The sequence below is a fragment of the Streptomyces sp. NPDC001513 genome, from assembly GCF_042894695.1.
GTDB lineage: Bacteria > Actinomycetota > Actinomycetes > Streptomycetales > Streptomycetaceae > Streptomyces.
On the sequence record NZ_JBIAVU010000003.1, the window covers coordinates 394,772 to 418,367 of the forward strand.

Sequence of the window (23,596 nt, forward strand, 5' to 3'; positions counted from 1 at the left end):
TCCCCGCTCAGGCGGTGGGGACGGGCGTCCGCGTTTCCTCGTCCGTACGGGCGGCGCGGTCGCCGCGGTGCCGCAGCCGTACGAGCACCCCGTACAGCAGCAGGGCCACGGCGAGGCCGCCGCCCGCCCCGAAGCAGACCGTCGGGATGATGTCGAGCGGCGTACGGATCCGGTCGAAGAAGGTGAAGAAGCGGAGCACGCGCATCGTGACCCCGGCCGCCACGCACCCCACGACCAGGGCGAGCGCACCCCAGATCTCCGCCCGGCCGAGCACCGGCACGGACGCGGGGGCGGCGGAGGCGGGCAGCCGCCGCAGGGCGGTCACCGTGAACCAGAGCAGCGCGCAGGCCGCGACCGCCGAAGTGCCGTACTGAAGGTACGAGTAGAGGGGCAGGTCGAAGGCGACCGGCTCCTCCAGCTCCGGCAGCGCGTTCGTCCCCCAGCGGTCGATGTGCGTGAAGCTGTCCCACACCACGTGCGTGAGCGAGCCGACGACGGCCGACACGTAGAACCAGGCGGCGAGCGCGGGCAGTCGGCGGCGCTCGCGCCACTCCTCGCCGCGCACGAAGGTGTGCACCCTGCCCCGCCACCCGCGCGGCAGCAGCGCGATCAGCGGTTCGCGCAGCAGCAGCCAGCACCCCACGAGGGCCGCGGTGAGCACTGCGTCCAGGGTGAACACCCCCGCGAGCGAGTGCGTGAAGCTCCCGTAGGCCATGACGCCCTCGACGACCGCGTCCGTGAAGTAGAAGGTGTCCGGCGCGAACGACCCGAGGACCAGGGCCGAGGCGACGAGGGGGCCCCGCGCACGCCCTGTCCGGCGGATGGCCGGAAGTACGGCGGCCGCATGGCTGAGAGTGAACGGCATGACACCTCTCCTGGATGTTCGCGTGGACGTTCTCGTGGATGTCCTCGTGGATGTCCTTTACTTCGGGCCAATGCGCCCGAAGGGTCCCGACAGTATGCGTGACCTGCGCACGGACGTGGCGATGTGGTGAATTCCGCCCCTCTTTTCGTGCCCTTTACAGGGAGTTGACGTATGGTCACGCGGACGTCGAGGGGGAGGGGTCCGGATCATGTCGGCTCGAATAATCGGACGCAGGCTGCGCAAGGGGGCGGCAGCCGCCCTGGTCTCCGCGCTGGTGGCTGCCGCGCTCACCGCCTCGCAGGGTCCGGCGGGCGCGGGCGAGGACCGCACGGTCGCCGTCGGTGAGGGCGAACCGGCCCTCCCGGCGGAGGCGAGCGGCGGCGACTCCGACTACTTCACCGAACTTCCGCCCCTGGTGAGCCCGGAGCCGCCGGCCGCCGTGCTGCCCGACGAGGCGCAGCCGGCGCAGCCGCAGGCTCCGGAGCCGGCGGCGGTGCCGGTGCTCGCCGGGACCGGACCGGCCGAAGGGGCACAGGGCATACCGGCGAGCGTGCTCGCGGCCTACCTGCGCGCGGAGAAGACGGTGGCGCAGAGCGACCCCGGATGCGGACTGCGCTGGCAACTCCTCGCGGCGATCGGCAAGGTGGAGTCCGGGCAGGCACGCGGCGGCCAGGTGGACGCGGCCGGCACCACACTGCGGCCGATCCTGGGTCCCGTGCTCGACGGCAACGGCTTCGCGAACATCTCCGACACGGACGGCGGGGCCTACGACGGGGACGCCCGGTACGACAGGGCGGTCGGGCCGATGCAGTTCATCCCCTCCACGTGGGCGGCATGGGGCCAGGACGCGGACGGCGACGGGCGCCGCAACCCGAACAACGTGCACGACGCGGCCCTCGCGGCCGCCCGCTACCTGTGCGCGGGCACCCGGGACCTGCAGGTGGAGGCGGACCTGGACCGGGCGGTGCTCTCCTACAACCACTCCACGGAGTACCTGCGGACGGTCCGGTCCTGGTTCACGTACTACCTCAAGGGCACGCACGAGGTCCCGGACCGCCCCGGCACGGCGGCGGGCACGCCCACGGCACCGGCACCGGCACCGAAGCCCAGCCCCACGCCGCCCGCGCCTACGCCGACCCCCACCCCGACGCCGAAGCCGACTCCGGACCCCGAGCCCACGCCGGACCCGAAGCCCACGCCTACGCCGACCCCTACCCCTACGCCTACGCCGACTCCGGACCCGACGCCGACTCCCACGCCGACGCCGACCCCCACCCCGACGCCGACCTCCAAGCCCTCGCCGACGGCCACCACGCCCCCGAAGGCCACCCCGGCGCCGAAGCCCACGCCGTCCGCCTCCGCCTCCGCATCCGTGTCCCCGTCCTCCACGCCGGAGGCGGCCCGGCCGACCCCCGGGGCCACCCCGTAGTCACATGGACAGGTCCGGGGCGCCCTTCGGCGGGCGTACCGATGCGCCGGCGGACTTCAGATGCGGGACCAGCGTGGGGTGGGCGTTCGGGCGCAGCTTGTCCAGGGCGGTCTGCAGCGCGTCCCAGGCGTCGTCCTCACCGGCCAGGGGGATGGCCCCGCATTGGGTGAGGTAGGTGGCGTGTCGGCGGAGATAGGCCTTCTGTTGGCGGCTGGCCTGGCGCGCCTGTAGCAGCCCCACCACGCCCCGCAGGGCCTCCAGGTACACCGGGTCCGCGCTCTGCTCGTGCAGGTTCCTGAGGGGTACGCCCATGTTCACGAGGGCGTACACGCGCTGGTGCTCCTCGAGGGGCAGCGCCAGCGCCGCGCCGATCAGGAGCGCGTTGCTCTCGGGACGGTGGTCCTGCCCCGCCACCGTTGCCCACTCCAGGAGGAAGCCGAACTTCGACTCGGGGTCGGTCATGGACGGCATCTCCTTGGCCGCCCGCTCGGCGGCCTCGCCGGCCTCCTGAAGCCGTTTGGCGATGCGCAGGGCGGCGACGAGGCTCGTCCGGTAGCTGAGCCGGGCCGGTGCGACGGCGACGGCGGTTTCAGCGGCCGCGACGGATTCCTCCGCGATCTCGAGCCGGGCAGACAGGTACGCGGCCGAGTAGAGGTCGTGGTCCGGGGTGCTCATGGCGGGGGACAGCCGCACGGCCGCCCCGACCACCTTGCGGATGAGGGGGACGAGTTCGTCGGGGCGCTGCGCGCGGCTGATCCGGAGTGCGGCCTCGGCGATGGAGACGTGCCGCACCCAGAGGTTCTCGCCGTGGTCGGACAGGCCTGCCTCCTTGCGGAGGGTGTCCTCGACCCGCATCTCGATGTCGGTCTGCTTCATCTCCAGTGCCTGCGCGAGGATCCGCAGGGACAACGGTCGGATGCGGCGGTCCTTGTCGTGGAAGGCGGCGTGCAGCACGGAGATCATCAGGAAGGCCTCGCGCAGCATGGGGTGTCGTTCGATCCGCCGCAGCAACTCCTCGACGTGCTCGCCCAGCAGGGGACCGTACCGCAGGGCCAGCATGGCCCCCACGAGGGAACTCTCCTGCCGCCCGAAGGTCGCCTGCGACAAGTCGACCAGTTTGCGGGCCCGTTCGCGTTCGGGCGTCTTGGCGAGTTCGCGCAGCGCGCCGCAGTCCCGCCAGGCGGTGACGATGTCCTCCCCGTCCTGCTCCAGGAGACCGTGGACCTTCACGGTGTCGGCCAGGAAGCCGCCGAGGTCCTGCCAAGGGCGGCGGTTGCGCCACTCCCACTCCTGAGCGGCCAACAGCACGTGGATGTCCGTACGGCCCTGCGCCTTGGCCAGGGGCATGAGCCGTTTGAGGTCGTCGATGACGTGCGCTCCGTCGTCGCTGACCAGCAGGATGTGCTGTCCCGCGCGCTGCGGAATGGCCAGGACCGCCTCGGGGTCGACGGACGTTCCGCGCTCCCGCCACAGCACGGTGACGTCGTCGCGCGTGCGCGCCAGATCGACGGTGGCCTGGCGCAGTGCCATGGACTTGCCCTCGCCCATCGGGCCCACCGCCGCCACGATCCGCCCGTCACCGCCGGCGCCACCGCTGCCACCGGCACCGTCGAGGCACCGGCCCACCGCCTCGGTGAGCTCGCCGACGAGGGACAGGCGCGGAATCCGCGGATCCAGCGCCTCGGGCCAGTCCGGCTGCGCGCCGTCGAAGAAGGCGACGGCCTCCGCCGCGCCCGGTGTCCTCGTACCCAGGTCGTCGAGGAGGGGGCGGTCGATGCGGCGCCAGCCGTGGGGGCACTCGACCGCCGCCACGTAGCTGTCGACCAGCCCGGGAAAAAGGCGATTGGCATCGATCCCGTGGTAGAAGCTCCGCCGGGGCGCTCCGAGGAGTTCCGCCAGCAGACCCGAGGAGAAGCTCTCGTCGGTGAGCGGGTCGTAGGAGCACCAGATCAGGTCGGTGCGCTGCATGTCCTGTTCCCGGGCGAACTCGCGCAGCGAGCGCGAGAAGGCGTCGTCCCAGCCGCTGTAGCCCACGACGACGACGGCGTGGCCGCTGAGCGAGCCGCGCAGGCTGCCGTGGAGCTGGGGCCGCGGCTTCTGCAGCTGGTGCACGGTGTGCAGGGTGTCGCCCCGGCGCCAGTAGCCGTGGACGTGCGCGATGTCGACGGCGTCCTCGTCCTCACCCCGGCTGAGCTTGCCGTCGAGGTCGATCTGCTGCCAGCTCGCGCGGGCGCCGGCCCGGCGCACCGCGATCTCCAGCAGCGGATCGAAGTTCGTGGTGATCACCGGCCCGCGGCGCTCTCGTGGCAGCAGCTGGAGGAGACGGCCCAGCCCCTCCGTGGCAGGGTTCAGACGCCACTTGGGGGAAGTTCGTTCGAAGGCCTCCAACTCCTTCTCATCGGCCCGGGCGAGCCGGTTCCGCTCCTCGGGCGTGAGGTCCGGGCAGGCGCCCAGGACCGCCTGCCGGATGACGAGGTTGAGCCAGTCCTGGTCCCGGAACTCCAGGGCGAAGTCGGCTGCCTGCTGGTACTTCTCGGCGTCGGACGGGCCCGTCACCCGTCCGTCGAACAACGCGATCTCTCCCGGATCGCCGATCATCGTGCGCATCGAGGCCACGATCGCCCGCACGCCGTCGACCGCACCTGCACTGATGCCCGATCCGACGATGAAGGCCACCGGCCGGCTGCGCTCGGTCAGCAGAGACCTCAACCGGTAGATGAGGGCCTTCTCCTCGCCGGCCTTGATTCCGATCGTGTTCATCGAACGTCCCTCGTACGTCGCGTTGCCCTGCAGAGGCATGGGAGTCTATTGCCGCGTGCACGTCGGCTGCTCCCCAACGAACTTGAGAGGCTCGGTACTTGAGCGACACAGTGAGGGACCGGACGGGTGACGGCCGGTCGCATCCGGACAAGCGATCGACGGAGGCGAACGGTTGAGCGGGACAGTCCCTCGGCAGGGTGCGGAGACGGCGGAGCACGCAGACGGCCCCGGCCCCGGCGTCGGCCTCGGCGCCACCGCCGGCCCCGGCGCCACCGCCGGCGCTCGGCAGCACCACCTGCCGACGGCGGCCACAGCGGCCCTCGGCCTCCTGCTGCTGGCGGAAGTGGTCCTGCTGTGCGGCGGGTTGCTGAGCCTGTGGCCGATCCTCCTCGCCCTGGTCGCGCCCGGGACGGACGTGACCTCCACGGTGCGGTGGTCGCCCCTGGGCCTGGGCGAATGGGCCCTCACCGCCGATGTCGCCATGCTCCTCGCGGTGATCCTCTGCAGCGCCCTCGGCAGCTTCGTCCACGCGGCCACCTCGTTCGCGACGTACGTGGGCAACCGGCGGCTGTACGCGAGCTGGCTGTGGTGGTACCTGCTCCGGGCGGGCATCGGCGTCGCGCTGGCACTGCTGGTGTACCTGCTGCTGCGGGGCGGCCTGTTCGCGGGGAGTTCCGGGGCGGGGGCGACCAACCCGTACGGCTTCTCCGGCATCGCCGGGCTGTGCGGCCTGTTCTCCAAGCAGGCGACGGACAAGCTGCGCGAGATCTGCGACACGATCCTCAGCACGAAGGGCGACGGAGACCGGGACCGACGGGACAAGCTGGCCGCCGTGCAGAACGGCGGCGTACAGAACGGCGCTGTGCAGAACGGCGCCGTGCAGAACAGGGACCCGGACCCCGCCGCGCCGTGAAGCGGGCCGGGACGAACCGGCCAAACCACACGAAAACGCCCTCCGATATGCGGCTTGCTCGCAGGTCAGGGGGCGTTTCGCATGATCCGCCGTGCAGACGGTTCTCATCTCGCCTCCGCATTGCTACGGTGCCTCCGCCCTGACGCCCTATCAGATTCCGGAGGCCCGGCATGCGCGCATTCATCGCCGCCGCCAGCGGGCTCGTCCTCGCGGTACTCCTCGTCCTCGCCGTCACGGCGTTCGGGGCGCCCGAGGGCAAGACCTCACCCAGGCCCCTGCTCACCACCGCGCCCCCCGCGCCCGGAAAGTAGAGGAGGGCCCGGCCTTGCGACGCAGAGCGAGCCTTGTCCTGCTGGCCCTAGCCGTGTTCTGCGCAGCCCTCGCGCCGCTGCTGCGCTGGTACGCGTACCCCCGCCTCGCCAAGATCCCGCCGAGCCAGTACCAGGAGATGGTCCTGGAGGCGAAGGACGCGACCCTCCTCGACTACACCGGCGGCATGCAGCCCAAGAAGGTCGACAAGGTCACGATCGTCCAGACCCTCAAGGGGAACGTGGAGGCGTCGAAGGAGATCGAGTCGAGCGCGGGCAAGGACGTCGTCGTCTGGGACACGCTGTCCTACATCATCGGCCCCGACGGCAAGATGGTCTCCCAGATCCCCGAGCGCTACATCTTCGACGCGCACACCCAGGACCCGGTGCACGCCACCGGCGAGATGGTCGACGGCGACCCCGTCAAGCGCGAGGGCATCGAGTTCAAGTGGCCGTTCTTCACCGAGCCGCGCGACTACCTGTACTTCGACGCGCAGACCCGCACCTCCTCGCCGATCCACTACGTCGGACCGCGCACGTTCAAGGGCATGGACGTCTACTACTTCGAGCAGACGATCCCCTGGACCAAGGTCGCCATGCCGAAGAAGATGCCGATCGAGGGCATCGACCCGTCGACGATCGAGGCGGCCACCGGAACCACCCTCTGGTACACCGCCAAGGCGAGGTTCTGGGTCGACCCGGTGACCGGAGCGCCGGTCAACGCCGAGCAGGACATCCAGCAGGAGATGCGCGGCGGCATCGCGGCGGGCGGCCCCGACGGCAAGCTCACCGCCTTCGCCGGGCACGTGACGATGCGCGAGGACTACTCCGACTACACCGTCGACCTGGTCAAGGCCAACCGTACGAAGGTCCTCGCGCTGCACACCTACGCACCGATCGGCCTGACGGCCGGCGGGCTCGCGCTGCTCGCGCTGGCGCTGTGGCTGGAGGCCCGCGGCCGCCGGGTCCGGGAGAAGGCGGAAGGGATCAGCGCCTGAGGCGGGCGTTGGTGTGGCGGGTGGGCTCGGCGGTGGCCGGGTCCTCCGGCCAGGGGTGCTTGGGGTAGCGGCCGCGCAGCTCGGCGCGGACGGCGCGGTAGCCGCCCTGCCAGAAGGAGGCGAGGTCGGCCGTGACGGCCGCGGGCCGGCCGGCGGGCGACAGCAGGTGCACCAGCACCGGCACACCGGCCACCTTCGGGGTCTCGGCCAGCCCGAACAGCTCCTGGAGCTTCACCGCGAGCACCGGCTGCCCGTGCTCGGCGGAGTAGTCCAGCCGGATCCGGGATCCGCTCGGCACCTCCAGCCGTTCCGGAGCCAGCTCGTCCAGCCGGGCGGCCTCACCGGTGGCCCACGGCAGCAGCCGGTTCAGGGCCTGCCCGGCGTCGATCCGCCCGAGGTCCGCGCGGCGCCGGGCCCGCGACAGCTCGGGCTCCAGCCAGTCGTCGGCCCGGTCCAGCAGGGCGCCGTCGTCCGCCACGTCGGGCCACGCGCCGCCGAGCGTGCGGTGCAGGAAGCCGAGGCGGGCGCGGAGCGCCTGCGCGTCCGGGGACCAGCGCAGCAGGCTGAGCCCCTCGGCACGGAGCCCGTCGAGGAGGGCGGCCCGTACGAGGGCCGGGTCCGGGGTGCGCAGGGGGCGTACGGCGAGCTCGATCGCCCCGAGCCGTTCCGCGGCGCGGGCGATCAGGTCCCCGTCCTCCCAGCGCACCTCCTCGCCCTCGGTCCACAGGTGGGCGGCGGCGGCCCGGGCGGTGTCCTCGTCGATGACGGCGGCCAGCCGGATGCGCGCGGAGGCGGAGTGCGGGGGCCTGTCGGCGACGGCGACGGCCAGCCAGGGCGCGCTGCGCAGCCCCGACCCGTCGCCGAGCTCGGCCCCGGTCCCGGAGGCCATGAGGAACGCCCCCTGGCCCTTGGCCCTGGCGACCCGCTCGGGGAACGCGAGCGCGGCGACGAGCCCTGCGGCGAGGTCATCGGGCACGGCTGCGCCACTGGGGCTCCGCCCCAGACCCCGCGCCTCAAACGCCGGCGAGGCTGGACTTTCAGCCCCGCCGGCGTTTGAGGCGCTGGGGTCCGGGGGCGGAGCCCCCGAAGGGGTCCGGGGCGGAGCCCCGGTTTCGGGAAGGGGCGGGGTGGGGGAGGGCCCCGCAGGGTTTCGTTCGGCGGCGGCACGCTGCAGGCGCCCGGCCTCCGCCCGCCACCGCGCCGCGTACGCGTCACCGCCCGCGCGGGCCCGCCGCCAGGCCGCGGCCAGGTCGTCCCCGTACTCCCGCGGCGGCTCCTCGCTCAGCAGTGCCACCAGCTCCGCCGCCCGCCGGCCCCCCAGCGCGGCCGAGCCGTCGAGCAGGGCGCGGGCCAGCCGCGGGTGCAGCCCCAGCCGCGCCATCCGCAGCCCGCGCGCGGTCGGCCGCCCCGCAGGGGACACCGCGCCCACCGCGAGCAGCACCTCCCGCGCCGCGGCCATCGCTCCGGCCGGCGGCGGGTCCAGCAGCGCCAGCCCGGACGCGTCCGGGTCGCCCCAGCACGCCGCCTGCAGGGCGAACTGCGCCAGGTCGGCGATGCGTATCTCCGGCGACGGGAACGCGGGCAGCCGGCCGTCCTCCGCCTCCGCCCAGCAGCGGTACACCGCGCCCGGCGCCTCACGCCCGGCCCGGCCCGCCCGCTGCCGCCCGGCCGCGCGGGACGCCCGTACGGTCGCCAGCGCGCCCAGCCCCCGGGCATGGTCCACCCGGGGCTCGCGGGCCAGCCCCGAATCCACCACCACGCGCACCCCCGGCACGGTCAGGCTCGACTCCGCCACCGCCGTGGAAAGGATCACCCGGCGGTGGTCCGCGGCGGTCAGCGCCGCGTCCTGCACGGCCGCCGGGGCCCGGCCGTGGATCTGGAGCACCTCCGCGTCCACCCCGCCCAGCTGCCCGGCGACGCGGGCGATCTCGCCCACACCGGGCAGGAAGCACAGGACGTCGCCCGCGCGCTCGGACAGGGCCCGCCGCACCACCGACGCCACGTGCGTGAGCTGCGCCGGATCCACCCGCATCCCGTGCGGGGGCCGCACCGGCCGGGCCGGTGGCGCCCAGACGGTCTCCACCGGGTACGAGACGCCCGCGGCCTCCACCACCGGCGCGCCGCCCAGCACCCGCGCCCAGCCGGCGGAGTCCGTGGTCGCCGAAGCCGCCACGAGCCGGAGCTCCGGGCGCAGGGTCTCCCGTACGTCGAGGAGGAAGGCGGCGACCGTGTCGGCGTCCAGGTGCCGTTCGTGGCACTCGTCCAGGACCACCACGTCGACACCCGCGAGCTCCTGGTCGCGCTGGAGACGCTGGAGCAGTACGCCCGTGGTCACGACCTCGACCACCGTCTGCGGCCCCGCCACCCGTTCCCCGCGCACGGTGAAGCCCACCGAACCGCCGACGGCCTCGCCCAGCAGCCAGGCCATCCGCCTCGCCGCCGCCCGGGCGGCGATCCGGCGCGGCTCGGCGACGACGACCCGGCGCCGCGGCCCACCGCCCACCAGCCCGGCCAGCACCAGCGGCACCAGCGTGGTCTTGCCGGTGCCGGGCGGGGCGCAGAGCACCGCTGTGCCGTGGCCGTCCAGCGCGGAGACGAGCGCGGGCACGGCCTCCCCTACGGGAAGGGCGTCGAGGGCGGCCTGGCGGAGCTGTCGGGTCACCGGTGTCTCAGTCCCTCTCGCACACGAAGATCGCGGTGCCGGGGATCAGGTTGCCGCGCAGCGGGGACCAGCCGCCCCACTCCTGGCTGTTCCACTCGGGCCACTCCGGCTCGACCAGGTCGACCAGGCGGAAGCCGCCCGCCACCACGTCGCGGACCCGGTCGCCGAGGGTGCGGTGGTGCTCGACGTACACCGCGCGCCCCTGCTCGTCCTGCTCCACGTACGGGGTCCGGTCGAAGTAGGAGGCGGCGACGGACAGCCCCTCGGGGCCGGGCTCGTCGGGGAAGGCCCAGCGGATGGGGTGGGTGACGGAGAAGACCCAGCGGCCGCCGGGGCGCAGGACGCGGCGCACCTCGCGCATGACGTTGACGGGGTCGGAGACGAAGGGGACCGCGCCGTAGGCGGAGCAGGCCAGGTCGAAGGAGCCGTCGCGGAAGGGGAGGCGTCCGGCGTCGGCCTCGACCAGGGGGACGTCATCGCCGATGCGCAGGGCGTGCTGGAGCTGGCGGTGGGAGAGGTCGAGGGCCACCGGGCGGGCGCCCTGCGCGGCGAGCCAGCGCGAGCACTGGGCGGCGCCGGCGCCGATCTCCAGGACGTCCTTGTCCTTGAGGGAGGCGGCGGGGCCGAGGAGGCCCGCCTCCGCCTCGTCCAGCCCCTCGGGTCCCCATACGAAGCGGTCGTCGCCGAGGAACGCGCCGTGCTCGCTCTGGTAGTCGTCGGCGTTGCGGTCCCACCAGCCCCGGCTCGCCCGGCTGCTCTCCGCTTCCCCCGCGTCACGCCGTGTGGCCTCGGCGTCTTCCACGGAGCCGGGATCGGCTCCGTACGCGTCTTCGGGGGCGTAGTCCTCTTGGTTCATGGGGCCCGTCGTCGTAGTCTGCGAATGTCTTCGGAAAGTGGCAGGAAGCGTCAGGAAGGCGCTCCCGCCCACGAATTGTGCCGGTTATGCGGTGATCCGCCCGGGGTGTGCGCCTTCGCGCATTGACCCTGTCCGGCCGCCCCCGTATGCTACAAGTTGCGCTGCGAGCCTGTGCTCCTCAGACCTAGCAGGCTGCGCTTGTATCTGTTGATGTCCCCTCGGTTTTCGAGGCCCCGCCGCACTTCGCGGAAATGGGGGTCTCCTTGGCTGTCCGGCTTCGGCAGATGCCGATAAGGGCTCCCGGCGTAGCAGTACCTACGACTTTCTGTCCGTAACCGGAGCCCTTACCCACATGACGAGCAGCACCGAGACCACCGCCACCACCCCGCAGGTTGCGGTCAACGACATCGGTGACGAGGAAGCATTCCTCGCCGCGATCGACGAGACGATCAAGTACTTCAACGACGGCGACATCGTCGACGGCGTCATCGTGAAGGTCGACCGGGACGAGGTCCTGCTCGACATCGGTTACAAGACCGAAGGCGTGATCCCGAGCCGTGAGCTCTCGATCAAGCACGATGTCGACCCGAACGAGGTCGTCAAGGTTGGCGACGAGATCGAGGCCCTGGTTCTCCAGAAGGAGGACAAGGAAGGCCGTCTGATCCTGTCCAAGAAGCGTGCGCAGTACGAGCGCGCCTGGGGCACGATCGAGAAGATCAAGGAAGAAGACGGCATCGTCACCGGTACCGTCATCGAGGTCGTCAAGGGTGGTCTCATCCTCGACATCGGCCTCCGCGGCTTCCTGCCGGCCTCCCTCGTCGAGATGCGTCGCGTCCGCGACCTCCAGCCCTACGTGGGCAAGGAGCTCGAGGCGAAGATCATCGAGCTGGACAAGAACCGCAACAACGTGGTCCTGTCCCGCCGCGCCTGGCTCGAGCAGACCCAGTCCGAGGTTCGCCAGACGTTCCTCACCACCCTGCAGAAGGGTCAGGTCCGCTCCGGCGTCGTTTCCTCGATCGTCAACTTCGGTGCCTTCGTGGACCTGGGTGGCGTCGACGGTCTCGTCCACGTCTCCGAGCTGTCCTGGAAGCACATCGACCACCCGTCCGAGGTTGTCGAGGTCGGCCAGGAGGTCACCGTCGAGGTTCTCGACGTTGACATGGACCGCGAGCGCGTCTCCCTGTCGCTGAAGGCGACGCAGGAGGACCCGTGGCAGCAGTTCGCCCGGACCCACCAGATCGGTCAGGTCGTCCCGGGTAAGGTCACCAAGCTGGTTCCGTTCGGTGCGTTCGTCCGCGTGGACGAGGGCATCGAGGGTCTGGTCCACATCTCCGAGCTGGCCGAGCGCCACGTGGAGATCCCGGAGCAGGTCGTCCAGGTCAACGACGAGATCTTCGTCAAGGTCATCGACATCGACCTCGAGCGTCGCCGGATCTCGCTGTCCCTGAAGCAGGCCAACGAGTCCTTCGGTGCCGACCCGGCGTCGGTCGAGTTCGACCCGACCCTGTACGGCATGGCCGCGTCGTACGACGACCAGGGCAACTACATCTACCCCGAGGGCTTCGACCCCGAGACCAACGACTGGCTCGAGGGCTACGAGAAGCAGCGCGAGGCCTGGGAGACCCAGTACGCCGAGGCGCAGCAGCGCTTCGAGCAGCACCAGGCCCAGGTCATCAAGAGCCGCGAGGCCGACGAGGCCGCTGCTGCCGAGGGTGCTGCCGCCCCGGCCGCCACCGGCAACGCCGGTGCGGGCATCTCGGGTGGTTCGTACTCCTCGGAGTCGGACGAGACCTCCGGCGCCCTGGCGTCGGACGAGGCCCTGGCCGCGCTCCGCGAGAAGCTGGCCGGCGGCCAGAGCTGATCGCAGCGCGCGTCACACTCCGGTGTGAGCAGAGCTGAACTGAGTTGAACGGTGAGGCCCGTCCCCTTCGGGGGGCGGGCCTCACCGCGTTTCCTGTGAATGCGGCCAACTGGGGAATGGTGGCGCCGCCTTGGACGTTCTTGGCAGAGAACGCGGCGAGGAGGAGTGGTTGACGGTGCTTGATCCACAGGGTTTGTACGAATGGGATGCCAAGGGCCTGGCGGTGGCCGACCTGGCGGTCGCCCAGGACTCGGCCGGGCTGGTCATGCTGTACCACTTCGAGGGGTACATCGACGCCGGTGAGGCCGGCGAGCAGATCGTCGAGCGGCTGCTGGACACGCTGCCCCACCAGGTGGTCGCCCGCTTCGACGCGGACCGGCTGGTGGACTACCGGGCGCGCCGCCCGCTGCTGACGTTCCAGCGCGACCACTGGACGGAGTTCGAGGAGCCCCGGCTGGAGGTCCGGCTGGTCCAGGACGCCACCGGAGCCCCCTTCCTGCTGCTGTCCGGCCCGGAGCCGGACGTGGAGTGGGAGCGCTTCGCCGTCGCCGTCCGGCAGATCGTCGAGCGCCTCGGGGTCCGGCTCGCGGTCAACTTCCACGGCATTCCGATGGGCGTTCCGCACACCCGCCCCGTGGGCATCACCCCGCACGGCAACCGCACCGACCTCATGCCGGGGCACCGCAGCCCCTTCGACGAGGCCCAGGTGCCGGGCAGCGCGGAGTCCCTGGTGGAGTTCCGCCTGGCCCAGGCCGGGCACGACGTGCTGGGTGTCGCCGCGCACGTACCGCACTACGTCGCGCGCTCCCCGTACCCGGACGCCGCGCTGACGGTGCTGGAGGCGATCACGGCGGCGACAGGGCTGGTCCTGCCGGCCGTGGCGCACGCACTGCGGACCGAGGCGCACCGCACGCAGACGGAGATCGACCGGCAGATCCGGGAGGGCGACGAGGAGCTGGTCGCCCTGGTGCAGGGGCTGGAGCACCAGTACGACGCGGCCGCCGGAGCCGAGACCCGGGGCAACATGATCGCCGAGCCGGCCGAGATCCCGTCGGCGGACGAGATCGGCCGCGAGTTCGAGCGGTTCCTGGCGGAGCGCGAGGGCGAGAACTGACGCCGACCGGGCTGTAGGGGCGCGGGGGACAGGGCCTGGTCACTGTCGCCCGGACAGGGCCTAGGCTGCGGGCATGCTGAAAGTAGGACTGACGGGCGGAATCGGTGCCGGCAAGAGCGAGGTCTCGCGACTGCTGGCGGGGTACGGGGCGATCGTCGTCGACGCCGATCGGATCGCGCGCGAGGTGGTGGAGCCCGGTACGCCGGGGCTCGCGGCCGTCGTGGCGGCCTTCGGGGAGTCGGTGCTGACCGCCGAGGGGGTGCTGGACCGGCCGAAGCTCGGGTCCATCGTCTTCGCGGACCAGGCGAAGCTCCAGACGCTCAACGCGATCGTGCACCCGCTGGTCGGGGCCCGGTCGGCCGAGCTGGAAGCCGCCGCGGGGGCCGACGCGATCGTGGTGCACGACGTACCGCTGCTCGCGGAGAACGGCCTGGCACCGCTCTACGACCTGGTGGTCGTGGTGGACGCGGCGCCGCAGACGCAGCTGGCGCGGCTGACCGCCCTGCGCGGGATGGCCGAGGAGGAGGCGCGCGCCCGGATGGCCGCGCAGGCCACGCGGGAGCAGCGGCTCGCGGTGGCGACCCTCGTGATCGACAACGACGGGCCGCTGGAGGCGCTGGAGCCGCAGGTGCGCAAGGTGTGGGAGGAGCTCACGGCGCGGGCCGCCGCCGGCACCCCCTGACGTGCGTCCGGGCGACCGCCCGGACGCCGTGACGTGTGCATGGAATACCGGCTGTGGTGGGGGCGTTGAACGCGCCCGTAGAGGGAAGGATCCAGACCGTGTCCGAGACCACGCGCCCCACGCCGTCCAGCCCGGAAACGCACGTCATCGACTACCGGGCCGCCGAGCATCTGTTGGCCGCGCGCGACCCGCGCGGCGCGATCAAACTGCTCGACTCGGTCATAGCCGCCCACCCGGAGAACACGTCGGCCCGGCTGCTGCGGGCCCGGGCCTTCTTCGCGGCCGCCCAACTGCGCCCGGCGGAGCTGGAGTTCGAGCTGGTGCTGGAGCGGGAGCCGGACAACGCCTTCGCCCACTTCGCGCTGGCCCGCACCCATGAGCGCGCGGGCCGGCCGGAGCAGGCGCGCAAGCACTTCCGCCTGGCCGCCGCCCTCGACCCGCAGCCCGAGTACCTCGCGGCGGCCCGTTTCGAGGACCAGGCCTGAGCCTGCTGCCCACCGGTGCCCGTGCCCGGCTGCCGGTTCACCGGTCGCGGGGCGGTTCGTACGGCGGGACGTCCCGGCCGGGCTGGTAGTGCGGCCCCTGCCGGATGTGGCGCACGATCATGGCCAGGTCCACGGTCACGACGACCGCCAGGGCCCCGCAGGCGACCGCCCATCCGGGGCGGCCCGCCAGCGAGAAGGCGGCCGTCCCGGCGGCGGCCCAGATCAGCCCCCACACACCCAGCCAGAACCGCAGCCGCAGCGGACTGCGCGCGGTCACCGGCTCATTCCCGGAACGCATGGTCATCGCCTCTCCTGTCCATGGTCCCACTCCGGTGCACCGGGGGCCGGGCGCTGCCCGGCTGCCGGCTACGGGTTGAGCTTGTTCACGGCCGTCGTCGTCGTCTTCTTGAACGCGGCGACCGGGGCGTGGGACAGGTCGCCCATCTCGCCCCACGTCACGACGGTCACGGTGGAGCCGTCGCGTCCGATCCCGAACAGGTGCACGCCGGGCTCGGACTCGGGGATCGAGGCGTGGACCCCGTAGACGTGTGCGCCCTCCTCGACGGGGAGCGTCCCGTAGTCGTCCCAGGAAGCGGTGCCGCCCGGGGTCGTCCGCAGCCAGTCGGCGGCGCAGGCCGCGACCTTGCGCTCCAGCGTGCCGACGAGCTGGGCGGCCGCGGAGGGCGAGGCGGAGCGTACGGAGATCTGCACGGCGCCGGTGTCGAACTCGGTGCCGAAGGTGCGGTGCCAGCTGCCCGCCGCCGGAAGCACGCCGTCCAGGCAGAACGGCGCGAACTCGGGCAGCCCCTTGGTGATCTTGCCCGGGTACCAGGCCGAGCCGGGGTGCGGCGGCAGGTCGGTGCCCGCCAGGAAGCCGGGCGGGACGGGCGTCGCGGTGGCGGCCGTGGCGGAGGTCGAGGCGGTGAGGACGAGTGCGGCGGCCGCCGCGACGAGCGCGGTGGCGAGCGTGGCGACGGTGTCGGTGCGTCGGAACATGAACGGTCTCCCCGTGAGTGGTTCGGTGTGCCTGACGAGCCTGTTCCCCGGGCCGCCCGGCCGGCCACGGTTTGGGGCGAATTCGGGACGCTGGAACGGCCGTAGGGGCTGTCACCTGGGGGAACACCTCAGGCATGGAACGCAATCACGGGACACCGGACGGGGGAACACGGTGAGGGAGGCCGAGGATTTCGCGCGGCTGATGCGGGAGCTGAAGGAGCGTGGCGGGCTGAGCTACGGCGCCCTGGCGCGCCGCCTGCACACGAGTACGTCGACCTTGCACCGCTATTGCAACGGGGATGCGCTGCCCGCGGAGTTCGCGGTGGTGGACCGCTTCGCACGGGCGTGCGGGGCGTCGCCGGGGGAGGCGGTGGACCTGCACCGGGCGTGGCTGCTGGCCGATGCGCGGCGGCGGGCGGGGGTGCCGGCGGAGCCGGAGCCGGAGCCGATGGCGGAGTCGGATTCGCGGTCGGGGTCGGAACCCGTCGTCGTCGTGGGGGAGCCGGCGGCGGCCGTCGTCGGCAGGCCCTGGTACCGGAGGCGGGCGGCCCTGGTCGCCACCGCGGGGGTGGCGGCGGGCGCGGTCGCCGTGGCTCTGCTGGCGGCGGCCGGCCCCGAACCCCGTGCGCCGCGGGCCGGAGCGTGGACGGGCGGGGGGACGGGGTCCGGACCGGGCACGGCGGCGCCCGCGGCATCCGCCGGTGCCTCCGGAACGGCATCCGCCCCGGGAACGGCAACGGCATCGGCGTCGGCATCCGGGACCGCGACCGCACCGGAACCCTCGTCACCGGCGGGTGGTCCGGGTCCGGCGACCGCCGCGCCCTCCACCTCGTCACGGACGGTCCCGCCCCCGTCCACGGCCGCACCCCTGAAGGCGGCGGTGCGCTCGCACGTGTGGACCGCGGGCTGCGATCACGCCTACCTGTCCGAGCGGGGTCCGGGCTCGGTGCCCCCGCCGCCCGTGGAGGCGGACGCGCCCGCCTGGGCGTCGAAGCTGCGCGCCGTGCACGCCGGGACGCAGATCGTGGAGGTCACCCTGCACGGGACGGGCCCGGGAGCCGTGGTCCTGGAGGACCTGGAGGTCCGCGTGGCGGGCCGCCGCACCCCGCCGGCCTGGAACGTCTACCAGATGTCGCAGGGCTGCGGCGGGGCACTCACCCCGGCCGTCTTCGCCGTCAACCTGGACGCGCCGCGCCCGCTGGCCCGCCCGGTGGCCGGGAACGACGCCGGGAGCACGCTGCCCGCGCCCGCCTTCCCGATGCGCGTCTCGGCGGCCGAACCGGTCGTCCTGCGGGTCGAGGCCGTCACCACGGGCTGCGACTGCGACTGGTCCCTCGACCTCCGGTGGTCCGGGCCGTCCGGCTCGGGCACCCTGCGCATCGACGACGGCGGGCGGCCGCTGCGCACGAGCGCCGCCCCCGGCCGGCCGGTGTACGGGTACGCGCCGGAGCAGGGTCGCTGGGGGCGCTGATCCGCAGGTCAGAGGCGTTGTCGGTGGCCGCGCCTAGACTCGTCGGCAGGGGATGTCAGCAGACCCGCAATCCGCAAGCAGATCGACGGGAAAGACGGGGGAGGGGGACAGGTGACACCGCAGTCGCAGTCGGGGACGCAGCCGCAGCCGGGGGCAGCCGCGCTGTTGCGCCACGCCGCCGTCTTCCTGCCCGCCCCCGTCCCCCGCGAGGGGCGGGTCGCCTTCTGGTCGCCCGACGGGGACGCCTTGCCCGAGGTGGGTACGCCGGCGCCGCTCACCGTCGTACGCCCGCACGGTGACGGGGTCCGCAGCCGGACCGTGCCCGCCGTGACCTTCTCCGTCGCCTCCGCGCTGCCCCTGCTCGCGCGGGCGCCCCGCAGCCCCGCCGCGCACCCCGCCACCCGTGCCTGGGGGACCGCCGCCACGCAGGCCCTCACCCTGGCCGCCCGCGGCCGGCTGCTCCCCGGGCTCACCCCCGAGGGCATGGACGCCTGGCGCGCCGGGCCGCTCGACGCCGCCGACATCGACCACCTGCGCGCGGTCGCCGAGGCCCTCCCGCACGAGGGGTACGCGACGCCCCTGGCCGGGCGCCGTCCGCTCCGGCTGCCCGAACCGGAGGCGCTGGTCCGCGCGTTCCTCGACGCCGTCGCCGACAGCCTGCCCCGTACCCCGGCCGCGGCCGTGGCCGCCGGGCGGCCGTTCGCCGCGCGGGAGGCGCAGCGGGTGCCCGGGATACAGGACTGGGCCGCGCAGGTCGCCGCCGGAGCCGACGCCGGGGTCGGGATCTCGCTGCGGCTCGACCTGTCCTCCTTCCGCCTCTTCGACGAAGCCGAGGGCGAGGGCGTCCGGCGCGCCGGGGCCGCCGTCGTCCAGGTGCACAGCCTCGCCGATCCGACGCTGGTCACCGATGCGGCGCGGTTGTGGGCGGGCACGGCCGCCGCCGGGTTCGGTCCCCGCGCCCGGATCGACGCCGTGCTCGCGCTGCGCCGGGCCGCACGGGTCTGGCCGCCCCTGCTGCGGCTGCTGGACCAGCCCGTGCCCGATGCCCTCGCCCTGTCCGACCCGGAGCTGGAGGACCTGCTGGGGGTGGCCGCGAGCCGGCTGGCGGCCGCCGGGGTCCTGGTCCACTGGCCGCGCGAGCTGGCCCGTACGCTGTCCGCGACCGCCGTCGTACGGTCCACCGCGCCCGGTTCCGCGACCGACGGCACCGCCTTCTTCGACGCCGAGCACCTCTTCGCCTTCTCCTGGGAGCTGGCGCTGGGCGGGGACCGGCTCACCCCGGGCGAGATGGACTCGCTGGCGCAGGCCCACCGGCCCGTCGTGCGGCTGCGGGACCAGTGGGTGCGCGTCGATCCGGAGCTGGTGCGCAAGGCGCGCAAGCGGGAGCTGGGCGTGCTGGACCCGGTGGACGCGCTGGCCGTCGCGCTGTCGGGGACGGCCGAGGTCGACGGCGAGCCCGTCGAGGCGGTGCCGGTGGGATCCCTGGCCGCCCTGCGCGAGCGGCTGACGGCGGAGCTGGCGCCGCTCCCGCAGCCCGCCGCCCTCAAGGCCACCCTGCGCGACTACCAGGCCCGCGGCCTGGCCTGGCTGGACCTGATGACCTCCCTCGGTCTGGGCGGCTGCCTCGCCGACGACATGGGCCTCGGCAAGACCGTCACGCTGATCGCGCTGCACCTGCACCGGGACCGGCCCGAGCCGACGCTCGTGGTGTGTCCCGCGTCCCTCCTGGGCAACTGGCAGCGGGAGATCGAGAAGTTCGCCCCCGGCACGCCCGTACGCCGCTTCCACGGCGGCGGCCGCAGCATCGAGGACCTGACGTCCTGTGCGGGCGGGTTCGTGCTCACCACGTACGGCACGATGCGCGCCAGCGCCGCCCTGCTGGCGGCACAGAGCTGGGGCATGGTCGTCGCCGACGAGGCGCAGCACGTCAAGAACCCGCATTCGGCGACCGCGAAGGCCCTGCGCACGGTGCCGGCGCCGGCCCGGGTGGCGCTGACCGGCACCCCGGTGGAGAACAACCTCTCCGAGCTGTGGGCGCTGCTCGACTGGACCACGCCGGGTCTGCTGGGGCCGCTCACGGCCTTCCGGGCGCGCCACGCCCGCCCGGTGGAGCACCAGACGGAGGAGGACGGCGGCAACGAGGCGGCGGTCGCCCGGCTGTCCGCGCTCGTCCGGCCGTTCCTGCTGCGGCGCAAGAAGTCCGACCCGGGGATCGCGCCCGAGCTGCCGCCGAAGACGGAGACCGACCACCCCGTCTCGCTCACCCGGGAGCAGGCCTCGCTCTACCAGGCCGCCGTGGACGAGGCGATGGCCGTGATCGAGTCGAGCGAGGGCATGGAACGACGCGGCATGATCATGAAGCTGCTGGCCTCGCTCAAGCAGATCTGCAACCACCCGGCGCAGTACCTCAAGGAGGAGCAGCCCAGGATCGGACACCGTTCGGGGAAGCTCGCCCTGCTGGACGAGCTGCTGGACACGATCCTGGCCGAGGGCGGCTCGGTCCTCGTCTTCACCCAGTACGTGACGATGGCCCGCCTGATCGAACGGCACCTGACGGCCCGGGGGATCTCCCACCAGCTGCTGCACGGCGGGACGCCGGTGCCGCGCCGGGAGGAGCTCGTCGACCGGTTCCAGGCGGGCGAGGTCCCCGTCTTCCTGCTGTCCCTGAAGGCGGCGGGCACCGGCCTGAACCTCACCCGGGCCGGCCACGTCATCCACTTCGACCGCTGGTGGAACCCGGCCGTCGAGGAACAGGCCACCGACCGCGCCTACCGCATCGGCCAGACCCAGCCCGTACAGGTCCACCGGATCATCGCCGAAGGCACCGTCGAGGACCGCATCGCCGAGATGCTGGAGGCGAAGCGGGCCCTGGCCGATGCCGTCCTCGGGTCGGGCGAGTCGGCGCTGACCGAGCTGACCGACCGCGAGCTGGCCGACCTCGTCTCCCTGCGGAGGCCCGCATGATCACCGCGCGGGACGACCGCCGCCGCACCTTCGAGACCGTGCCCGCCGGGGTCGAGGCGGTCAGCTGGTGGGGCCGGGCCTGGGTGTCGGCGCTGGAGGAGGTCTCCCGCGACGGCGCCCGCCTGGGACGGGGGCGTACGTACGCCGAGGAGGGGCACGTCGACGCGGTCACCGTCACCCCCGGCCGGATCGTGGCGTACGTCCGGGGCAGCCGGCCCCGGCCGTACCGCACCGAGCTGACCCTGCCCGCGTTCGCGGACCCGGAGTGGGACGAACTGCTGGAGGCGGTCGCGGCCGACCCCGCCGCGCTCGCCTCGCTGCTGGAGCGGGAGGTGCCGCAGTCGCTCGCGGGGGCCGTGCTGCCCGGCGCGGGCGAGCTCGTCCCGCACTGCTCCTGCCCGGACTTCGGGCGTCCGCCGTGCAAGCACGCGGCGGCCCTCTGCTACCGGGCGGCCCGTCTCCTCGACGAGGACCCCTTCGTCCTGCTGCTCCTGCGCGGCCGGGGCGAGCGGGAGCTCCTCGACGAGCTCGCCCGCCGCAACGCCGCCCACGCCGCGCGCGAACAGCCCGACGCGGCGGCGGACTTCCCGGGCGTGCCGGCCCGGGCGGCGCTCGCCCGCACCAGCCTGCCGCCGCTGCCCGCGCCGCTCCCGGCGCCCGCCGCCGCGGGGCTCCCGCCCGCGTATCCGGCCGATCCGGCTGCCCCGGACCCGCTGGCCCTGGACCAGCTCGCCTGCGACGCGGCCGCCCGCGCCCTCGCCCTCCTCACCACCGGCGAGGACCCGATCGCGGGGCTCGGCCTCTGGCAGGACGCGGTCCGGCTCGCCTCCGCGCACCCCACGGCGGGCCTGACGGGCACGGCCCGCACCCTCTACCGGGACCTGGCCCGCGCCACCGGCCGTACGACCACCGAGCTCGCCCGGGCCGCCGCGGCGTGGCGCCAGGGCGGCCGTCCGGCACTGGCCGCCCTCGAAGAGCCCTGGGACCCGCCCGCGGGCCCCTTCGACCGGGCCCGGCCGGCCCTGCTCGCCGCGGGCCAGGGTTCCTTCCGCCCGGACCGCAACCGCCTGACGATCCACACCCGCCAGCTCCGCCTCGGCCGCGAGGGCCTCTGGTACTGCTACGAGGACCGCATGGGGGACAACGACTGGTGGCCCAGGGGCCGTCCCTCCACGGACCCGGTCACCGCTCTGCTGGGCTGAGCCCGGCCGCCCAGCGCGTCAACGTGGTGAAGTCGCGGTCCCGCAGACCGTGGCGGGGATGGATGCGCAGGAGGAGGGCGGGGCCCGGGTGGTGGGCGGCGACCCAGGCGCGGTCGCGGGGGTTGATCATGTCGTCGACCCAGGCGAAGGGCCGGCCCGCCGCCCATGCGACGAGGTGCCGGGTCTTCCAGGAGAGCCCGTCGGGGTCCTCGACGAAGAGTTCCGGCCAGTCGATGACGGACAGGTCTCCGGGGAGCCCGATGTGCGGGGCGATCAGTGTGTTGGCCTGGTGTGTCCAGGCGGTGGCCCAGGCGAGCTCGAAGGGCAGGGCCAACAGCCGGGCCCCGTGGGACGGGTGGAGGCGGACCCGCGCGCCGCGCCGGGCGCTGCGCGACTCCGGGTCGCGGTAGGAGAGCCAGACGTCCGGCCGCATCCGGTGGCTCTGGTAGCCGCGCAGGCCGGCGAGGGGCGAACGGAAGGGATTGAGCGGTCCGTCCACGTCGAGGAGGAGCAGCGGGCGATCGGTCATGAAGTAGGCACTACCCAGTACACGATGGAGTGAAATGCCTACCGGCTCTATAACCCGAATGGGTTTACCGCGTTATCTCCGGTGCGGGTGCAGCACCCGCGAATCCTCCGGAAGGCAGGGAAACTCATGCGTCACAGTCGTCGGAATGGCTTGATCGCGGCGGTGGTTGCGGGAGGTGGACTGGCGGTCGCGGGCGTGGGCGGTTTCGCCTACGCCGATGCGGACGCGGGCGGCCGGGCCGAAGGCTCGCCCGGGCTGCTGTCCGGGAATCTGGTACAGCTGCCCGTGCACGTCCCGGTGAACGTGTGCGGGAACACCGTGAGCGTGGTCGGCGTGCTCAACTCGGCCGCCGGGAACCGCTGTGCCAACGCGACACCGGGAGGAGGTGGCGGGCATCCCGGGCCGAGGACCTCCCATCCGTCGAAACCCGGAGCGGGGAACGGGGGAGGGGCCGTGGCGGAAGGGCGCGGAAAGGATTCGCCCGGAGTGCTGTCCGGCAACGGCCTGCAGCTTCCCGTCGAGCTCCCGCTCAACCTCAGCGGCAATTCCGTGAGCGTCGTCGGCGTCGGCAACTCCTCGCACGGCAACACCTCCGTCAACGGCGAGGAGCCCACCGGTGGCAAGCCCGCCCAGCCGCCCGTCACCGAACCGCACGTCATCGAACCGCCCGTCACCGAACGGCCGGTCACCCCGCCCGCACCGCCGCGGCACACCGAGGCCCTCGCCCACACCGGGGCCGACGGCCTCGGATACCTGCTGCCCGGCAGCGGAGCGCTCCTGCTCGGCGGTGTCCTCCTCTACCGCCGCTTCCGCCTCAACTAGGCTCCGTACGCCACCCGTCCAGGATGGCGTCGATCCGCGCGGCCAGCCGGGCCCGGGCCGCGAACCGGGGGACGCCCGCCATCAGCAGCGCGTCGTACTCGGTGTCGGTGTGCCGCACCGCCGCCCGCACCGCGACCGAGACCGCCGACTCGTCGAGGGCCCGGCCGGCCGCGGTGCGGCCCACCCGGCCGCTGCCGCGCACCGAGGCGTGCAGGGCGATCGCCACCGCCCGATCGGCCGGACACCCGGGGAACAGCCGCACTATCTCGGCGGCGAAGGCCGCCGTGAACCGGGTGTCCTCGGCCGTGCGGCGCAGCCGGTCACGCTCCCGCCGGCGCGCCCGTGCCTCGGCGTCCGCGAGACACTCGCGCTCCGCCCGGGCCAGGGCGGCGTCCTCGACGAGGAGCCCCAGCCGCTCGTACCGACGGCGGCGCTTGTGGAAGCGGACGACGACGGCCGAGAGCGAACTGGCCTCACGTGAACGGCGGGTCAGCGCGGCGTCCCCGCGCGGCAGGTAGACCAGGTGCCCCAGATCCGCGCAGTCCAGGCAGCGCGGCACGCCCGCCTCGCGCACGAGGTGCCGGAGCGGGCCCTGTCGGCACTCGGCGCAGTGGATCTGCTTCAGGGACTCGAACACCACCAGGCTCATACAGGTGTGATACCGCCGTATGAGCCTCAT

The 23,596-nt window shown here is 73.5% G+C and carries 20 protein-coding genes; 12 read left to right on the plus strand and 8 right to left on the minus strand.

Translation table 11 applies throughout. The features are described 5' to 3' along the window. Nucleotides 1–7: 7 nt before the first annotated feature. The gene (locus ACFYZ4_RS08365; RefSeq protein WP_390783386.1) at nt 8–865 is read right to left on the minus strand and encodes a DUF4184 family protein; all 858 of its coding nucleotides are present in this window, start codon (nt 863–865) and stop codon (nt 8–10) included. 208 nt (nt 866–1,073) lie between these two features. Between ACFYZ4_RS08365 and ACFYZ4_RS08370 the strand changes: the two genes are divergently transcribed. Further along, nucleotides 1,074–2,294, plus strand: coding sequence for a lytic murein transglycosylase (locus tag ACFYZ4_RS08370; protein WP_390783387.1), 1,221 nt, complete (start codon nt 1,074–1,076; stop codon nt 2,292–2,294). Here ACFYZ4_RS08370 and ACFYZ4_RS08375 read toward each other — a convergent pair whose 3' ends face one another. Continuing rightward, on the minus strand, nt 2,295–5,054 hold the full coding sequence (locus ACFYZ4_RS08375; protein ID WP_390783388.1) for an SIR2 family protein: 2,760 nt from the start codon (nt 5,052–5,054) through the stop codon (nt 2,295–2,297). A 172-nt stretch (nt 5,055–5,226) separates the two neighbouring features. On the opposite strand from ACFYZ4_RS08375, the gene ACFYZ4_RS08380 reads away from it, so the two are divergent. The 3 genes from ACFYZ4_RS08380 (at nt 5,227) to ACFYZ4_RS08390 (ending at nt 7,273) form a co-directional block, all read left to right on the plus strand. Continuing rightward, nucleotides 5,227–5,967 (plus strand): hypothetical protein, encoded by a 741-nt coding sequence (locus ACFYZ4_RS08380; protein ID WP_390783389.1) that lies wholly within the window; start codon nt 5,227–5,229, stop codon nt 5,965–5,967. A gap of 170 nt (nt 5,968–6,137) precedes the next feature. Next, complete coding sequence (locus ACFYZ4_RS08385; protein WP_107050459.1) at nt 6,138–6,278, plus strand: SPW_0924 family protein; 141 nt, start codon at nt 6,138–6,140, stop codon at nt 6,276–6,278. A gap of 14 nt (nt 6,279–6,292) precedes the next feature. After that, nucleotides 6,293–7,273, plus strand: a complete 981-nt coding sequence (locus ACFYZ4_RS08390) for a DUF3068 domain-containing protein (RefSeq protein ID WP_351301648.1) — start codon at nt 6,293–6,295, stop codon at nt 7,271–7,273. Here ACFYZ4_RS08390 and ACFYZ4_RS08395 read toward each other — a convergent pair. Further along, entirely contained in the window at nt 7,263–9,935 is a 2,673-nt protein-coding gene (locus ACFYZ4_RS08395; protein ID WP_390783390.1) for an ATP-dependent RNA helicase, read from the minus strand. The two genes, ACFYZ4_RS08390 and ACFYZ4_RS08395, sit on opposite strands and share 11 nt — an antisense overlap. A 7-nt stretch (nt 9,936–9,942) precedes the next feature. Then, a complete protein-coding gene (locus tag ACFYZ4_RS08400; RefSeq protein ID WP_351303139.1) occupies nt 9,943–10,791 on the minus strand; it encodes a class I SAM-dependent methyltransferase in 849 nt (282 codons plus the stop codon). A gap of 352 nt (nt 10,792–11,143) precedes the next feature. Between ACFYZ4_RS08400 and rpsA the strand changes: the two genes are divergently transcribed. From rpsA to ACFYZ4_RS08420, 4 genes are all read left to right on the plus strand, one after another. After that, complete coding sequence (rpsA, locus tag ACFYZ4_RS08405) at nt 11,144–12,652, plus strand: 30S ribosomal protein S1 (protein WP_351303136.1); 1,509 nt, start codon at nt 11,144–11,146, stop codon at nt 12,650–12,652. A gap of 175 nt (nt 12,653–12,827) precedes the next feature. Then, nucleotides 12,828–13,766: a PAC2 family protein gene (locus ACFYZ4_RS08410; protein ID WP_351303133.1), complete on the plus strand. Its 939-nt coding sequence runs from the start codon at nt 12,828–12,830 to the stop codon at nt 13,764–13,766. 73 nt (nt 13,767–13,839) lie between these two features. Then, the gene (gene coaE / locus ACFYZ4_RS08415; protein WP_351595210.1) at nt 13,840–14,448 is read left to right on the plus strand and encodes a dephospho-CoA kinase; all 609 of its coding nucleotides are present in this window, start codon (nt 13,840–13,842) and stop codon (nt 14,446–14,448) included. Between the two features lie 98 nt (nt 14,449–14,546). Next, nucleotides 14,547–14,933, plus strand: coding sequence for a tetratricopeptide repeat protein (locus tag ACFYZ4_RS08420; protein WP_351303128.1), 387 nt, complete (start codon nt 14,547–14,549; stop codon nt 14,931–14,933). A gap of 37 nt (nt 14,934–14,970) precedes the next feature. On the opposite strand, the gene ACFYZ4_RS08425 is transcribed toward ACFYZ4_RS08420, so the two are convergent. Together ACFYZ4_RS08425 and ACFYZ4_RS08430 are read right to left on the minus strand one after the other, a co-directional pair. After that, the gene (locus ACFYZ4_RS08425) at nt 14,971–15,231 is read right to left on the minus strand and encodes a DUF6343 family protein (protein ID WP_384348420.1); all 261 of its coding nucleotides are present in this window, start codon (nt 15,229–15,231) and stop codon (nt 14,971–14,973) included. A 68-nt stretch (nt 15,232–15,299) separates the two neighbouring features. Continuing rightward, nucleotides 15,300–15,929 carry a hypothetical protein gene (locus ACFYZ4_RS08430; protein WP_384348372.1) on the minus strand — a complete coding sequence of 210 codons (630 nt, stop codon included), beginning with the start codon at nt 15,927–15,929 and terminating at the stop codon, nt 15,300–15,302. Nucleotides 15,930–16,101: 172 nt separating this feature from the next. Here ACFYZ4_RS08430 and ACFYZ4_RS08435 point away from each other — a divergent pair, with 172 nt between their 5' ends. The 3 genes from ACFYZ4_RS08435 to ACFYZ4_RS08445 all read left to right on the plus strand — a co-directional run bounded on the left by ACFYZ4_RS08435 (nt 16,102) and on the right by ACFYZ4_RS08445 (nt 21,566). Then, on the plus strand, nt 16,102–17,400 hold the full coding sequence (locus ACFYZ4_RS08435) for a helix-turn-helix domain-containing protein (RefSeq protein WP_390783391.1): 1,299 nt from the start codon (nt 16,102–16,104) through the stop codon (nt 17,398–17,400). A gap of 111 nt (nt 17,401–17,511) precedes the next feature. Then, a complete protein-coding gene (locus ACFYZ4_RS08440; protein ID WP_390783392.1) occupies nt 17,512–20,364 on the plus strand; it encodes an SNF2-related protein in 2,853 nt (950 codons plus the stop codon). After that, nucleotides 20,361–21,566: an SWIM zinc finger family protein gene (locus ACFYZ4_RS08445; RefSeq protein WP_390783393.1), complete on the plus strand. Its 1,206-nt coding sequence runs from the start codon at nt 20,361–20,363 to the stop codon at nt 21,564–21,566. The genes ACFYZ4_RS08440 and ACFYZ4_RS08445 overlap by 4 nt, the downstream gene beginning before the upstream one ends. Here the strand turns inward: ACFYZ4_RS08445 and ACFYZ4_RS08450 are convergent. Continuing rightward, nucleotides 21,547–22,095 carry a hypothetical protein gene (locus ACFYZ4_RS08450; protein WP_390783394.1) on the minus strand — a complete coding sequence of 183 codons (549 nt, stop codon included), beginning with the start codon at nt 22,093–22,095 and terminating at the stop codon, nt 21,547–21,549. The genes ACFYZ4_RS08445 and ACFYZ4_RS08450 overlap by 20 nt on opposite strands. A gap of 126 nt (nt 22,096–22,221) precedes the next feature. Here ACFYZ4_RS08450 and ACFYZ4_RS08455 point away from each other — a divergent pair, with 126 nt between their 5' ends. After that, nucleotides 22,222–22,917 (plus strand): chaplin, encoded by a 696-nt coding sequence (locus ACFYZ4_RS08455; protein WP_390783395.1) that lies wholly within the window; start codon nt 22,222–22,224, stop codon nt 22,915–22,917. Here the strand turns inward: ACFYZ4_RS08455 and ACFYZ4_RS08460 are convergent. Beyond that, a complete protein-coding gene (locus ACFYZ4_RS08460) occupies nt 22,910–23,566 on the minus strand; it encodes a DUF2293 domain-containing protein (RefSeq protein ID WP_390783396.1) in 657 nt (218 codons plus the stop codon). The two genes, ACFYZ4_RS08455 and ACFYZ4_RS08460, sit on opposite strands and share 8 nt — an antisense overlap. Nucleotides 23,567–23,596 lie beyond the last annotated feature (30 nt).